Source organism: Candidatus Pantoea floridensis, assembly GCF_900215435.1.
GTDB lineage: Bacteria > Pseudomonadota > Gammaproteobacteria > Enterobacterales > Enterobacteriaceae > Pantoea > Pantoea floridensis.
The window spans coordinates 106,473-120,938 of the sequence record NZ_OCMY01000002.1 but is presented as its reverse complement, the minus strand read 5'-3'; the positions used below and the strand labels follow the sequence as shown (position 1 = coordinate 120,938).

Sequence of the window (14,466 nt, the reverse complement as noted above, 5' to 3'; positions counted from 1 at the left end):
ATGGCGACCCTGCGTGGATATAGCCGGGTTTTTGTAGGGTGCGCATTCATGCGCACCTGCATATAACCGCAATATAGTCGGCATTAATGCATCGATGCGTACCGATTTCACTCGATATTCAGCATTCATCCCCCGCAACCTCCCACTCCACCTTTCGGTAAATTTTTGTCTTTGTACTGGCATTGTGAACAAAATTGCTTCATATAAATAGCACCTGCTATATTTTATAGCATTGGCTATATTACTGTGGAGACGACGATGTTCACCCAACGCTTTTTGCCCCTTGTTATCACGCTGCTCACGCTTAGTGCGCTGTTGCCTTGTCGCGCCGCGGCAGCAGAGAAACTGAAAGTTGTCACCACGTTTACGGTGATTGCAGATATGGCGAAGAATGTAGCGGGCGATGCGGCGGAGGTGACCTCAATTACCAAAACCGGTGCCGAAATTCATGAATATCAGCCCACGCCCGGTGACATTCGTCGCGCGCAGGGGGCGAATCTGATTCTGGTGAACGGCTTTAATCTTGAAATGTGGTTTAGCCGCTTTTATCAACGCTTAAACGATGTGCCGCAAGTCACCGTAACGGCGGGTATCGAACCCATGGGCATCACCGAAGGTCCCTATAACGGCAAACCCAATCCGCATGCCTGGATGTCGCCGGATAACGCGCTGATTTACGTCGATAACATTCGTAATGCTTTGCAAAAATACGATCCGCACAATGCTGCGATTTATCAGGCCAATGCCGAGCGTTACAAAGCACAGATCCAGCAAACCATCGCACCTATGCGCGCTGCTATCGAAAAGCTGCCGGTGGATAAACGTTGGCTGGTCACCAGCGAAGGCGCGTTCTCCTACCTTGCGCGAGACTTCGGCCTGAAAGAACGCTATTTATGGCCAATCAACGCCGATCAGCAAGGTACGCCGCAGCAGGTGCGCAAAGTGATCGATGCGATACGCACCCATAACATTCCGGTGATTTTCAGTGAAAGCACCATTTCGGCTAAACCGGCGCAGCAGGTGGCGCGTGAAGCCAAAATCCATTATGGCGGCGTGTTGTATGTGGATTCGCTGAGCAACAGCGCGGGCCCGGTTCCAACGTATCTTGATCTCCTGCGCGTCACCACCGAAACCGTGGTGAAAGGCATCACAGAAGGAAGCCAGAAATGAGCAAGGTCGAGATGAATGCCGCGGCGGGCTTAAACGTGGAAAATGTCGGTGTCACCTATCGCAATGGCCACACCGCGCTGCGCAAGGCAAGCTTTAGCGTGCCGGCAGGCAGCATCACCGCACTGATTGGTGTGAATGGTTCCGGTAAATCCACATTGTTTAAAGCCATCATGGGTTTTGTGCCGCTCTCTTCCGGCGCGGTTACGCTGGCAGGTTTACCGGCTAACAAAGCGTTGAAACACAATATCGTCTCTTATGTACCGCAATCGGAGGACGTTGACTGGAGCTTTCCGGTGCTGGTGGAAGATGTGGTGATGATGGGTCGCTACGGCTACATGGGCATGCTGCGGATTCCGCGCCCGGCCGATAAACAGAGCGTAGAGCAGGCGCTGGAGCGCGTGGGGATGAGCGCCTATCGCCACCGTCAGATTGGCGAACTCTCGGGCGGGCAGAAAAAACGCGTATTTCTGGCACGCGCGCTGGCGCAAAGTGGTCAACTCATCCTGCTGGATGAACCCTTCACCGGCGTAGATGTAAAAACGGAAGCGGCCATCATCGCCCTGCTCAGGGAGCTGCGCAATGAAGGGCGCACCATGCTGGTTTCCACCCACGATCTCAATGCCATTCCTGAGTTCTGCGACCGCTGCGTATTCGTCAAAAATACGGTTATCGCCAGCGGCTTACTGGAGGAGACCTTCACCGCCGAAAACCTGGCAAAGGCGTTCGATGGCGTACTGCATCAGCGTAATACGGTATTGCTACAGCGAGTTTTGGCCAGGGATCACGACCGGGGAGCAAGCCATGTCGTGGATTATTGAGCCGTTTGGTTATCAATACATGCTGAATGCAATGTGGATTGCGGCGCTGGTCGGCGCGATTTGCGCCTTTCTGTCCTGCTTCCTGATGCTGAAAGGCTGGTCATTGATTGGTGATGCGCTGTCGCACTCGATTGTGCCCGGCGTGGCCGGTGCCTATATGCTGGGACTGCCCTTTGCGTTAGGCGCCTTTCTCTCCGGGGGCTTGGCGGCAGGCAGCATGCTGTTTCTCAATCAGCGCACGCGGCTGAAAGAAGATGCCATCATCGGCCTGATTTTTTCTTCGTTTTTCGGTATCGGTCTGTTTCTGGTGTCCCTCAATCCCACGGCAGTCAATATTCAGACCATCGTGCTGGGAAATATTCTTGCCGTTGCGCCCGCCGATATCTGGCAGCTCGGTGCGATTGGCGTTATTACGCTCACCATTTTGCTGTTGAAGTGGAAAGATTTGATGGTCACCTTCTTTGATGAAAGCCATGCCCGCTCGCTGGGTCTGAATACGCTGCGGCTGAAAATCTTATTCTTCACCCTCCTCTCCGCCTCGACGGTTGCCGCGCTGCAAACGGTTGGCGCATTCATGGTGATTTGCCTGGTGGTTACGCCGGGCGCAACCGCCTACCTGTTGACGGATCGCTTTCCGCGTCTGTTGCTGATCGCCGTAACCATTGGCAGCGTCACCAGCTTTCTCGGCGCGTGGAGCAGTTATTTTCTCGACGGTGCCACGGGCGGCGTCATTGTGGTGGCCCAGACGCTGGTGTTTTTGGTGGCTTTCGTGTTTGCGCCTAAACATGGGGTGCTCGCCGCGCGCCGTCGTGCCCGTTTGACGAGGGAGAATGGCAATGATGAGTGAACTTTTGCTGAGCCCCTTCCAGTTTGCATTCATGAATATGGCGCTGATCACCACGCTGCTGCTGTCATTGCCGTGCGCGATGCTGTCTGCTTTTTTGGTGCTAAAAGGTTGGTCGCTGTTGGGCGATGCCATGAGTCACGCGGTATTCCCCGGCGTAGTGATCGCCTGGCTGATTGGCCTGCCTTACGCCATCGGTGCGTTCATCGCCGGCATGCTGTGTGCCGTCGCTACCGGCTATATCACCGAAAATAGCCGCATAAAACCTGATACGGTAATGGGCATTGTTTTCTCCGGTATGTTTGGCGCAGGTTTGGTGCTGTACCTGAAACTACAGCCTGAAGTCCATCTCGACCATATTTTATTCGGCGATATGTTAGGCATCAGTCTCGCTGATATCATCCAGACCGCCGTTATCGCTATCATTGTCAGCGTGTTGATTGGCATTAAGTGGCGTGATTTGCTGCTGCATGCTTTCGATGCCAATCAGGCGCGCGCCTGCGGTATCAATGGCAAAGTGCTGCATTATGGCCTGCTGTGTTTGATCTCGTTAACCATCGTCGCCGCGCTGAAATCCGTGGGCGTAATTTTATCGATTTCCATGTTAATTGCGCCCGGCGCCATTGCTTTGCTGCTGGCGCGTCGTTTCGTGCAGGTGATGCTGCTGGCAGTAGGCATTGCGATGGTGACCGGTTTCAGCGGCGTTTATGCCTCATTCTTCCTCGATAGCGCACCGGGTCCAACCATTGTGGTGATTTACGCGCTGCTGTTCGTACTGGCATTTCTTTTTGCCACGCTAAGAGACCACCGCACCCAGCAGCGACACGTTTAACCGCCGTCCGGGAAATAAACCCGGACGGCCCGTTGGAGCCATCCGTTTACCTTACAATCCGGCTTAAAACGACCATCTGACGCCGGCATTATAACGCCAACCTTTCGCGCCGTTGCCGTCGATCTCTTTGCGATAATCCGCCTCGGCATACAGCGCTACGTCTTTTTTCAGCGTTGCGCTGCCGCCCAGGCCAACATCCCACATCTGGCCAAACTTCCCGCTTTCAAACGTTTGGCTGCCATCCGCATCGGCAGATCCAATATTCGTTTTTGCAGTGCCGCCCCAGCCTTTGTAGTAATTGGCGCGGATATAGGGCGTATAGGCGTTCTGACGAGCATCTTGCCAGGTGCGATCAAGCCGCGCGCCGAGCCGACCGATAGTTTGATCATAATCGTCATAGGACACACGCGTGCGGTCGCGGTCGGTGAAACTATCCATCTTCATCTGCAGCCAGGTAATTTGCGCCTGCGGTTCTAGCCGGATGCCGTTGGCGAAAGCAAACGGATAACCCGATTCCACCGAGGCCGTCCAGCCATTGCCTTTCGGTGATGCCACCTCTTTTTGCCGTGCGATGTCAGTTTCACCGCGATACCAGCCCCAGCTCAGCGAGCCATCAAGATAGAACCCGCTATCACGCAGCCAGGTTCCATAGAGTGAAATGCTGTCGCTATCGAAGCTGGTGGAACTGTAACCGTCTGCCGCGTGTGGCCGAATGCGCGTGTTACCGCGCGTGTAGGCCACGCCGCCGCGCAGACTGTCTTCAGCACCTTCCGCGCGCAGCAGATTACCGCCCAACTGTACCGCGCTGTAATCGAGATCAAAGTCATAGCCGTAATCGGCCAAGCCGCGATTGCTTTGGTATTTCAGATTGGAGCCGAGATAGCGGATAAACATCTCGCCGCCCAACGCATCGGCATCACCTTGCTGCTGACGTAATTCACCCAAACGTTTATGCAGATCGTCGGTGACCGCCAGCGAGTAATAAGCCAGACCAACGGGTGCCGAGATATAGGATGGCACCTGTGGCGTTACGGCCAAACGCACGGCGCGCTGATTACTGCCAGTGCGCGGCTGACACAATGCGCCGTCTTCGCAAACAAAGTTGTTGGCGAGACGATAATCCCACAAGCCGCTTGCTGAGCTATCCGGCGCAAAGCTGGCTAAACCATATTGCCACGGCCCGGATGCGACATAACCGCCCTTTAGCACAAAGCTTTCGGCATTGGCATTGCCAGAAACCTGCGCCAGCGAGACGCCTTCACTGGCGGCGATTGCACCATCGCGATCGCGATCCATTAGGGGGCCGCCTACCAGCGTATCGTCGATCAGGGTAGTGCCGGTTGCGTTGCCGTTAACCCGCAACACATCGCTTTGCGTCGCCGTAGAATTGAGTTTCAGGCTGCCGCCCGCAGAGGCCAACTCGCCGTCGATGGTTAAGATGTTCGCCGCCGTGTTGCCACCGTTGGTGAGATCCAGCGTACCGGCGTTATTCACCACCAGCGAATCGTTGCTTGCACCTTGTAACCGTGGGTTGACGTTATCCCCGGCGAACAGCGTACTGCCGGCATCGATATTGATGGTGCTGTGCGCCAACTTGATGTTGTCTGTTAACGTCCACTGGCTGCCGAAGAAGTTAAGCGTGCTCCAGCCTGCACCGAGGTTAGTCCCTTTATTCAGGTCATCGCTGGCAAAGGAACCACCGCGCGCCGTCAGTTCGCTGAGAGTGAGCGTGCTGCCAGCGCCATGATCGGTGGTGATGTGGCGAGTATCCGCCAAACTCACGTTTTGCACCGTCGCCTGATTCGCCGCGCCGCTGCCCATTGTCAGGCTACCGTTGAGCGTGCCGCCGCTGACGATCAGTTCATCGCTGCCGCTACCGCTGTTCACATCCCCCACCACACCGCCTTTAAGTAAGGCGATAACATCATTACCCGCACCGCCGGCGACAACCACCTGGTCCGGGAACGGCGCGTTGATAATGCCTTCGTTAATAAACACCGTTTGGCCGCCGCGCAGATCGATCAGCGGAGACACGCGGCTCAGAGAAGTAATGGAACCCTGGTTAATGACCTGACTTGCGGTACTGGTGACAATCGCCGAGCCGCCGTTGAAATCACGGATACCGATTGAACCCTGCGAGATGACTTTGCCGCTGGTATTGGCGCGAATACCGGTGCCTGCGCCGGAAACGAGAATGGCATAATCCTTCCCGATCACCAGATCGTTGCGCGTGGTTGAACCATCGGCATTTTCAAAGCGATAACCGGTACCGCCGCCGCTGACGTTGATTAAGGCCCGGCCGTTCGGATCGAACGAGGTGGCTGAACGCACGCCGTTGCCGCCGCTCACATCCAGCATCACGTTATCCAGCGAGATGTTGGCAGTTTCAGCGCGGTTATTGATCACGCTGCCGCTGCCGTAAGATCCCAGGATGATGTCGTTGGCTTCAAAGCCTTGGGCGCCGGTGTCGAGTAATAAGCCATCCGCTTTACCCATCGCCTGCAGGGCGCTCGCTCCCTGGCCATCGCCATAGACTTTCAGCCAGCCGCCGTCGCCAACGCGCAGCGCCGCAATACCGTCATCGACGCGTAATGCGCTATCAACCGGCACGTATTGGCCGTAGCCGCTGCTGACATCCACACCCGTACCCGAAGCAATGTGGATGCTGCCCCGGTTGATGAAGTTACCGCCGTCATGCACGCGTGCGCCGGTACTGTTGGGCCCCTTAAGATCGACCACACCTTGATACTGATTGAAAATGCGCGCCCCGTCGCTGACATCAAATGCGGTGGCATTACGACCATTGCCGGTGATGTAACCCGCCGCGTAAATTTCCGTATTGTTGGTGCTCGCTTGTCCGGCGATATTGTTGCGGCCATTCAACGTAATGGTGTTGCTCAGCACGCCGGAAGCGCTGCTGCTGGCGCGCATTACCGTCGCGCCTTTACCCGTGACCAGGTAATTATCAGTACCGGAGACATAAGATCCCGGCTGGGACACATCGATCCCGGTGCTATTTTTGCCGCTCAGCGTTACCGTACCCGCAACCAGGGAATAGAGCGCACCCTCAAAGGTCACCTCATACAGGGTGGAACCCTCAGTACTGACATTGATGTTGCTGCCATTCGCGATCAGCCCTGATCCATAATCCTGAACCTGATAGCCCACCTGATTCGGTGCGTGGAACACCACGCGGCTCTGTGGGCCAAGATTTGCCTGTCCCCCGGCGGTGACAATCCCACCGACGGTATAATCGCCAAACAGATTCATGGTGCTGTTTTGATTGATGCGTGACAGTCGGTCATAGGCAATAAAACCGTAGGCACCTGAGTAAATATTCAGTGTACCGGTGTTGTTGATGTCAGACGTCGTCACCTTATCGCCAACAAACTCATAACCATCGGCATACAGCGCCACACCGTTGTTGGCGACGCTAATCTCGCCACTATTGGTCACCTTTCCGCCGTTGGTCGCATAGATTGCCTGCGGCGCCAAACCACTCAAGTTAATGTTGCCGGTATTGATCACCTGGGCATGATTACGCGCAATCAACCCGCGCTGGAAGTTGTCGCTACCGCTAACCGCTGCGTGGTTAATCAACAAGGTATTGTTATTAAATTGCGTATCTGGATTGACCAATGAGCCTTGCAGCAAATAGCGATAACCATCCGCTGCAGCCCAACCAGCATCCTCGCCGCTGAGGTGGACTTGGGTTGCCGCATCAACGGTGGCGTGTGCTCCGTCGGTAATCCACAGCCCGGATGCGTAGCGACTGTTCAGATTGAAGGTGGCACCGAGAGTAGCGATCTCGCTGCCGTCGCCAGCCGCATAGACCCCAAGCGCAAAGGGAGCATTCATTGCAAGCGTCATGCCTCGACCATCAAAATCCGCGCCCTGCTCAACGCGGAAAAGCGTGCCGCCGTTGCTTGATGTGGCGTAATGCCCATTTGCAGGCAAATTTATTTTGGCGTTCGGCCCGATGGTATAAAAACTGATTTGCCGTTGACCGAGAAAGTCTCCATTTCCCACCGATGATGGCACGGCGTTGGCGCTGACGTTTACCGTCGCATTGCCTTCAGCGCGGATGCCAATGCCTGCGGTACCGCGCAAATTGATTTTTCCGGTGAGGTTCGCCGTTGCGCTGCTGCCCGGCTCGCCAATCACCCAAACAGCGGTATTGTTGGTACCGCTGAAACGATCGGCATCACCGCGGACGTTAATGGTGCCGCTGGAGTACGCGCTGGCGCTGTTACCATCACGCGCAATAACTTTGAGGGCGGTGCTGTTATCACCATTAAGATTGATGCTTCCCGCATTTCCCACCTTGCCGCCGCTGCCGGAATCCAATACCAACATGCCGATATTCTCTGCCGGCTGATACTGCGCCTTACCGTTTACCTCAATGATGCCGTTGTTGCGCGCCAGGGCATTGGGCCCATATTCAACTTTCATGCCCACCGCATTCTGCACTTTCGAGCCAATGACGATGCGGCCATTGTTGATGGTGGTGGAATCCAGAAAACCTTCAACCGCAGTGACGCCGCCGCTGAGATTGACGGCAACGTCTTGGGTTTTATCGTATTGACTGTTTTGCGGGGTGCGTCCAATGTAGATTGTGCCGTCTTTAGCGTTAGTAAAACCACCGGTACCGCTGGCAATCACACCAATGGCCGAGCCGCTGCCTACGGTATCGGTTACCCCAATATTGATATTGCCATGGTTGATAGCGCTGGCATCACCGAGCCATATTCCCTGCGTGTTACCGCCGCCGGGTTGAAAATTGATGACGCCATAATTGCTGAATCGGCTGCCGTTAGTGGCAAAAATCGCCATCCCGCCGCCGCCGAGGGTTGACCTATCAACGCCTTTACCGTTGGCGTTATTCAGAAAGCCGCTATTAATTACCCCGTTATTGAAGCCACGACTGTTATTAAGCAACTCCAAACCGGAGCCGGTGCTGGCAAGCTTGCCATTGATAATGGCTTTCGCACCATTGCTGGCGCGCATCACTGCGCTATTGCTGTTCACCACTTCAAGGGTTTTACCGCGATTGATTTTAACAGACGCTTTCGGTCCGTCAGCGCTGAGTACCACCTGATCAAATATCGGTAGTGCCACTTCATCATCAAAGTTGTTAGTACTCATGCGGTACACCACGCGGCCATCGCGCAGCGTATAGGCTTTATTAAATTCGCTGTTGTAACTGTCGGTGCTGAGATTGGCGTTAGAGAGTTGATCGATCAACCAGTCATTATAATTGCGTAATTCACTGAGGTTGGTGACGTTGAAAGTGCTGGTGCCGCCATCAAGGGTATTGACGGTAAACACACCGGCATATTCCACCACGTTACCCACATCATAAGCCAGCCGATCGCCGCCGTAAGGCGTGGTACCCGCGGTGAAGGTAATGCGGTTATTGCCATTCCAGTTCAAATGCCCTTTATTACTGGCGGTAAATAACTGGCTTTGTTTAGCAGCCATCGACCAGCGATTGGTTGTGGAATTGGCCGCTGCGTTATGCTGGCCAATATCAATATTTAACGTGCCATTGCTAACAGAAGCAACGCGCGCATTGATATATTGTTTGTCGTTTACATCAAAATAATCTGGCACTACGGTATCCAGGCCTACTGACGGCAAATCCACAATGTCAGCTGTATTAAACACCTGATAGGTTTTATAGGTATTTTCCTCATAGTTAGGGATGCCGATGGCATAATTCTGCGGCCCGATTTGCAATCGCGCTTCGCCAATCACATTGTCATTAATAATTCGGCCGATGGTGCGCAATTCACCTATCGTTACGCTTCCCGTTCCGTTTTCTCCCGGCGTGAATTGCGGCAATCCGCTTAGCGTTTGCGTGCTGCCATTACATAAGCAGTACGCGCCTACCTTATTGTCATTAATTTCGGGCGTATAAGGCTTTAATACCGCCGCCATGGTGGGCAAAGCAGGAAATATCATGCCTTGTGCTGTCACAAGGCTGAGTAACACCGGATTTAATTTAAACACATTGTTTTCCTCAATTGAGAAAAGACAAAACGCGCATAACCTTACGCCGTTACGCTTGAGGTTTATTTAAGTGATTGAATTATTTTGTTTCAGCTTTTTAACGTTTGAAATCGGGTGAAATGAGTATCTACGCTATGTATGGGAATCGTCTAGTTTGAGTTAAGTATTTGTGAGGTGGGAGAGAAGATTTCGGAAATTAGCTAAAAATAGAATAATTATCCTCGGACCTAAAAGTTAATAAAAAGATTAAAAAAGGATGGCAATAATAGGTGGCGATGGGTTTAATTGGGCCGAAGAAAAAAATTACCCGTTTAACCGGCAATTTGCAGCTTCGTCGCTAAACATCCTCTTCAGCGGCCGCAAACCACGCGGGTGGCTGGCCAACGTAACGACTGAATGCCACGCTGAAGGCGCTTGCGGAACGATAACCGACGCGCTCCGCCACTTCGGCCACCGCCATGCTTTTGCCGCGCAGCAGGTTCTTCGCCAGCGCCATGCGCCACGTGAGTAAATAAACCATCGGCGCTACGCCAACTGCCTCCCGGAAACGTACAAAGAAAGCTGAACGCGATAGCGCAGCAGCTTTCGCCAGTTCAGCCACCGTCCAGCTGTGTGCCGGATTAGCGTGGATAGCCCGTATCGCCGCCGCCAGTCTTTCGTCGGCTAATCCGCTCATCACGCCCGGACAAGCGTTGCATAGTGGCATCGATCGCAGCGCTTCAATGAGCAGCAACTCCAGCAATCGCTCCAGCACCACATGGCGCGCCGGACGCTGCGCACGACATTCATCCATCACCAGTTGTACCAGCGTGGTCAAGCGCGATTCTCCGCGCACATGAATAAATTGCGGCAGCAGTGAGACGATCAAACCGGCATCCGGTGCGCCGAACTGACAATAGCCAATTAACGTCTTTACCTCGACCGGTTGATGCGGATCGCCAATAAAGTATTCGCCCGGTGCAAGCATTTGCGGCAGCGTTGCCGGCACATCGTCTGCGGGTGGTTCGGCGCTGGTCATGCAGAATTCCCATGCGGCAGGGATTAACACAAAGTCGCCCTGCTCAAGGGTAATCGCTGGAAAGCCTTTCATCTTCAATTGGGAGCGGCCTTCCAGCACCACACAATAAAATGGCTGGCCGGTTTCGCTGCGATGTACGCGCCAGCGGCCATTGGCACATGCGCGTTTTGAAAACGCGGCTTGGGGTTGCAACAGCGAAACCATCTCGGCCAGCGGATCGATCATTTGGACTCCTGCGAATGAAAACCGGACGTTGTGTTGTAGTGAGTCCAGAGCGTTAACTCTATAGTGGTTGCCTACCCTAATGCAATGCAGGAGTGAAAGATGAAAACGATTCTAATCACCGGTTGTTCTTCTGGCTTTGGTCACGCCACCGCACTCTATTTCCTTGAGCGCGGCTGGAAAGTAATTGCCACTATGCGCAATCCGCGCGCCGATCTGTTTCCCGCCTCAGAAAATCTGCGCCTGCTGCCATTGGATGTCAGCGACGCTGCCAGTATTAAACAAGCCATCGCCGACGCTGGCGAAATTGATGTGCTGGTGAATAACGCCGGGATCGGGGTATTGACCTCATTGGAGGGCACGCCGATGTCGACGGTGCGCGACGTGTTTGAGACTAACACGCTCGGCACCATCGCACTGACGCAGGCTGTGCTGCCACAGTTTCGTGCGAAGAAGAGCGGTATGGTAATCAATGTGACATCGACTGTTACGCTGAAATCCCTGCCGCTGCTGGCGGTTTACACCGGCAGTAAAGCCGCGGTGAATGCCTTTACAGAATCACTGGCACACGAGCTTGAGCCGTTCAATATCAAGGTGCGGCTGGTGCTGCCCGGTCTGGCGCCAACCACCGACTTTGGCAAGAATGCGAGGCCGCGCATGGAAAACACTCAGCTCGAGGCCTATCAGCCGCTGCTTGATGGCGTATTTAACGCGATGCAACAACCGCAGCCAACCACTAAAGCCAACGATGTTGCTGAAGCGGTATGGCGTGCGGCAACCGATCCTAATGCGCCGATGCGCATTCCAGCGGGTGAAGATGCGGTAGCCTTAGCTAATCAAGTCGGTTAACTGTGAATCTCGGCGACGGCCATGGTGAAAATCAGCGGCTGCGCGCCGAGGTTAGCGTAGCTGTGTGGCGCAGCGGTTTTTGCTACTGCAGAACTGCCACACGGCACTGCCAATACCTGCTCATCAACCTTCAGTGTCAATTCCCCTTGTTCGACATGCAGTAATTCGTAGGTTCGCTGTGGATGGCCCGGCGACTCAAACGCTTCGCCGGGAAACATCTGCCAATGCCACAGCTCAATCATGTCCGGCCCCTGCGTGCCCGCTAGCAAACGTGCCGTGCCGCCTTTCTCGCCCTGCCATAACACTGGAATGTCCGCTTCTGCAACCAGATGCGCCAATGGATCGGCGCTGACGTTGACAATATCCGCCACCGATAAACCCAGCGCCGCGGCTATTTTGCACAGAATAGCAATGCTAGGATTAGCACTACCTTTCTCAATTTCCACGAGCATCCCTTTACTCACTCCTGCGCGGCGCGACAGCTCATCGAGGGATAATTTTTGCTGTTGGCGGTAAGTTTTAACGCTAGTGGACACTGCAGCGCTGACAAAGTCGATATCAGCACCCACTTCGGTCATTTTATTGACTTTATTCTTCATCGGTCACTATTATGGGATAAATTAGTCATTACAGGATTATGTTATGTTCGCCTTTAACCCGTCAATCGATCCTTCCGTCTCTGCACTGGCTCCCGAGTTCACCGCGCTCAGCATTCTGGTACAGGCGGCGCCGGTATTGCATCCGCAGGTGGGAGAAGAAACGCTGGCGCGCGCCTGTCGCGATATGCTGAAGCAGGATTTCCCCTGGGCCGAGCAACATCTGGCACAGTGGGCGGAAATGTTTAAACGCTTTGGTACCAAACCCAAGCGTACGCCCTGCTCGGCGGATGCACTACGCAAACGCGTGCAGCGTGACGGTACTATGGCCGCCATCGATCCCATTGTTGATCTTTATAATGCGGTGAGCCTTCGTTTTGCCATTCCGGTTGGTGGTGAGAACGTGGCGGCTTACGCGGGTAACCCACTTTTAACGCGCGCTACTGGCAACGAGCTCTTCGATGTCTATAAAGAAGGCGTGTTAAGTCATGAATCGCCAGAGCCAGGCGAAGTGATATGGCGCGATGATACTGGCGTGACTTGCCGAGGTTGGAACTGGCGACAAGGTGTCCGCACGCGTCTCAGCATTGAACAAAAGCAGATGTGGTTTGTGCTAGAGCGCTTGCCGGCCATGCCTCTGGACGCCTTGCAGCAAGCGGGCGATATGTTGGAGCACGGTATTCAACAAATGATGCCGGGTGCCAGCGTGGTGCGCAATGTGCTTAGCGCAAGCCAAAGCTAAAAGCTATGTTTGTCAAAGTAATGGTTTTAAAAATCGTTTAAGGAGAAACAGATGATAACGCGTAAAAACTACCCGCAGTTAGGTGAAGTCAAAGCGCCGTATGTCCACGCAGTAAAGCATGCCGATACTTTGTATGTATCTGGCTTGACGGCCTTTGGCACGCCAGCGCAGCAGGCTGATATCGCCGCGCAAGCCGAAGCCATTTTCCAGCAGCTGCATTGCATTGCAGGAGAAGAACAGAGCTCGCTAGAGAACCTCATCAAAGTGACCATTTTTATCACTTCATTTGATGAGATCAACACATTACGCAGCGTGCTGTTTAGGCATTATGGCGACCATCTGCCTGCCAGTTCGCTGGTGCAAATTAGCCAACTGTTTTCGCCCGAGTTGAAGATTGAAATTGAGGCGATTATCGCGCTGTAATCTGCGCCAATCTCTGCAATGCAAGCAATCCATCACGTTCAAGCCAGCTGCGCAGCGGTGCAAATAGCGGTTCAGGTAATTCCTCGGGGGCAAACCACTGCCAGCCGTGGCACTTTTCAGGCTCCATCAGCTGCGGTTCACCGCTAGCATTCTGCGCCACCATCAACAGCGTGATGTAGTGCTTGTTGACCTCGGGAAAGACATCGCTAATGAAAGCCCCGTTTTGCAACGTCCCCAGTTGCAAGCCGGTTTCCTCCAGTACCTCACGACGTGCACAGTCTTCGGGTGATTCTCCAAACTCCAGATGCCCGCCCGGCGCAGACCAGTCTCCGGCGCCGTGGCTGCCTTTACGCTGGCCCAACAACAATTTGCCATCGCGGAAAATTAAAACGCCAATACCTACCTGTGGCGACATATATGCTCCTTGTTTTCAGGTCGTCATATATGACGTAATGCCGATCAGTTAAGCGCCGGATCAAATTACCGCAACTTCCGTAGCGGCGCGATTTATCGCGCAATAAATTGCGCCGCTACAAGGTGTGCTCTCGGTAATGAGGGTTTTTATGTCTTAACTGACAACCATTACGTCATATATGACGAGCCTATGATTACACCACACCAATCAGCTGATAACCCTGCCATTCTGGGCGGAAAGGTTCACCGTTAGCCTCCGGCATGAGGTGGATATAGAGATCGCCCACTTTTTCCAGCAGCAGGCAATCATCCACGTCTTTCAGATTGTCTTTGTGCTGATGATCTGCCCCGGGCAATAGATTAGCCAAACCCTTCGCCTTGGCCTCTTTCACACTCTCCGCCACAAACAAATCGAACGCGTGCAATTCCGCCAACGTAAAAGATAAACAGGTTCACGTGGTCATTTCCTTTTGCAATCTTAAAGCGTTGCAGGCGTTATAAAACATAATGCATAGCGAAACAACGC

Annotated in this window: 11 protein-coding genes and 1 pseudogene; 7 read left to right on the top strand and 5 right to left on the bottom strand. The window is 53.8% G+C overall.

All coding sequences use genetic code 11. From position 1 onward, the window contains the following. The first annotated feature begins 258 nt into the window (after nt 1-258). From CRO19_RS21220 to CRO19_RS21205, 4 genes are read left to right on the top strand one after another with little or no spacing between them, the layout of a single operon-like run. Complete coding sequence (locus CRO19_RS21220) at nt 259-1,170, top strand: metal ABC transporter substrate-binding protein (protein ID WP_097097818.1); 912 nt, start codon at nt 259-261, stop codon at nt 1,168-1,170. An 11-nt stretch (nt 1,171-1,181) separates the two neighbouring features. Next, a complete protein-coding gene (locus tag CRO19_RS21215) occupies nt 1,182-1,988 on the top strand; it encodes a manganese/iron ABC transporter ATP-binding protein (protein ID WP_097098329.1) in 807 nt (268 codons plus the stop codon). Beyond that, nucleotides 1,972-2,835, top strand: a complete 864-nt coding sequence (sitC, locus tag CRO19_RS21210; protein WP_097097817.1) for an iron/manganese ABC transporter permease subunit SitC — start codon at nt 1,972-1,974, stop codon at nt 2,833-2,835. Before CRO19_RS21215 ends, sitC begins: the two co-directional genes overlap by 17 nt. After that, a complete protein-coding gene (locus tag CRO19_RS21205) occupies nt 2,825-3,664 on the top strand; it encodes a metal ABC transporter permease (protein ID WP_320204519.1) in 840 nt (279 codons plus the stop codon). Before sitC ends, CRO19_RS21205 begins: the two co-directional genes overlap by 11 nt. 63 nt (nt 3,665-3,727) lie before the next feature. Here the strand turns inward: CRO19_RS21205 and CRO19_RS21200 are convergent, their stop codons facing one another. Continuing rightward, a complete protein-coding gene (locus CRO19_RS21200; protein ID WP_097097816.1) occupies nt 3,728-9,676 on the bottom strand; it encodes an autotransporter outer membrane beta-barrel domain-containing protein in 5,949 nt (1,982 codons plus the stop codon). Between the two features lie 337 nt (nt 9,677-10,013). Beyond that, a complete protein-coding gene (locus CRO19_RS21195) occupies nt 10,014-10,919 on the bottom strand; it encodes an AraC family transcriptional regulator (RefSeq protein WP_097097815.1) in 906 nt (301 codons plus the stop codon). A 99-nt stretch (nt 10,920-11,018) separates the two neighbouring features. Here CRO19_RS21195 and CRO19_RS21190 point away from each other — a divergent pair, with 99 nt between their 5' ends. Beyond that, nucleotides 11,019-11,765 carry an SDR family oxidoreductase gene (locus tag CRO19_RS21190; RefSeq protein WP_097097814.1) on the top strand — a complete coding sequence of 249 codons (747 nt, stop codon included), beginning with the start codon at nt 11,019-11,021 and terminating at the stop codon, nt 11,763-11,765. Here the strand turns inward: CRO19_RS21190 and CRO19_RS21185 are convergent. Beyond that, nucleotides 11,762-12,364 carry a helix-turn-helix domain-containing protein gene (locus CRO19_RS21185; protein WP_097097813.1) on the bottom strand — a complete coding sequence of 201 codons (603 nt, stop codon included), beginning with the start codon at nt 12,362-12,364 and terminating at the stop codon, nt 11,762-11,764. The two genes, CRO19_RS21190 and CRO19_RS21185, sit on opposite strands and share 4 nt — an antisense overlap. A gap of 43 nt (nt 12,365-12,407) precedes the next feature. Between CRO19_RS21185 and CRO19_RS21180 the strand changes: the two genes are divergently transcribed. Further along, a complete protein-coding gene (locus CRO19_RS21180; RefSeq protein WP_097097812.1) occupies nt 12,408-13,103 on the top strand; it encodes a B3/B4 domain-containing protein in 696 nt (231 codons plus the stop codon). 51 nt (nt 13,104-13,154) lie between these two features. Continuing rightward, nucleotides 13,155-13,526 (top strand): RidA family protein, encoded by a 372-nt coding sequence (locus CRO19_RS21175; RefSeq protein ID WP_097097811.1) that lies wholly within the window; start codon nt 13,155-13,157, stop codon nt 13,524-13,526. Here the strand turns inward: CRO19_RS21175 and CRO19_RS21170 are convergent. Together CRO19_RS21170 and CRO19_RS21165 are read right to left on the bottom strand one after the other, a co-directional pair. Then, a complete protein-coding gene (locus CRO19_RS21170) occupies nt 13,513-13,941 on the bottom strand; it encodes a nucleotide triphosphate diphosphatase NUDT15 (RefSeq protein WP_097097810.1) in 429 nt (142 codons plus the stop codon). The genes CRO19_RS21175 and CRO19_RS21170 overlap by 14 nt on opposite strands. Nucleotides 13,942-14,134: 193 nt before the next feature. Further along, a pseudogene (locus CRO19_RS21165) lies at nt 14,135-14,377 on the bottom strand (DUF1543 domain-containing protein); the annotation flags it as partial. Between the last annotated feature and the right edge of the window lie 89 nt (nt 14,378-14,466).

Bases quoted from the DNA above. Each gene is read 5' to 3' on its own strand.
- CRO19_RS21220 (WP_097097818.1), top strand. From the start codon at position 259: ATGTTCACCCAACGCTTTTTGCCCCTTGTTATCACGCTGCTCACGCTT.
- CRO19_RS21215 (WP_097098329.1), top strand. From the start codon at position 1,182: ATGAATGCCGCGGCGGGCTTAAACGTGGAAAATGTCGGTGTCACCTAT.
- sitC (WP_097097817.1), top strand. From the start codon at position 1,972: ATGTCGTGGATTATTGAGCCGTTTGGTTATCAATACATGCTGAATGCA.
- CRO19_RS21205 (WP_320204519.1), top strand. From the start codon at position 2,825: ATGATGAGTGAACTTTTGCTGAGCCCCTTCCAGTTTGCATTCATGAAT.
- CRO19_RS21195 (WP_097097815.1), bottom strand. From the start codon at position 10,919: ATGATCGATCCGCTGGCCGAGATGGTTTCGCTGTTGCAACCCCAAGCC.
- CRO19_RS21190 (WP_097097814.1), top strand. From the start codon at position 11,019: ATGAAAACGATTCTAATCACCGGTTGTTCTTCTGGCTTTGGTCACGCC.
- CRO19_RS21185 (WP_097097813.1), bottom strand. From the start codon at position 12,364: ATGAAGAATAAAGTCAATAAAATGACCGAAGTGGGTGCTGATATCGAC.
- CRO19_RS21180 (WP_097097812.1), top strand. From the start codon at position 12,408: ATGTTCGCCTTTAACCCGTCAATCGATCCTTCCGTCTCTGCACTGGCT.
- CRO19_RS21175 (WP_097097811.1), top strand. From the start codon at position 13,155: ATGATAACGCGTAAAAACTACCCGCAGTTAGGTGAAGTCAAAGCGCCG.
- CRO19_RS21170 (WP_097097810.1), bottom strand. From the start codon at position 13,941: ATGTCGCCACAGGTAGGTATTGGCGTTTTAATTTTCCGCGATGGCAAA.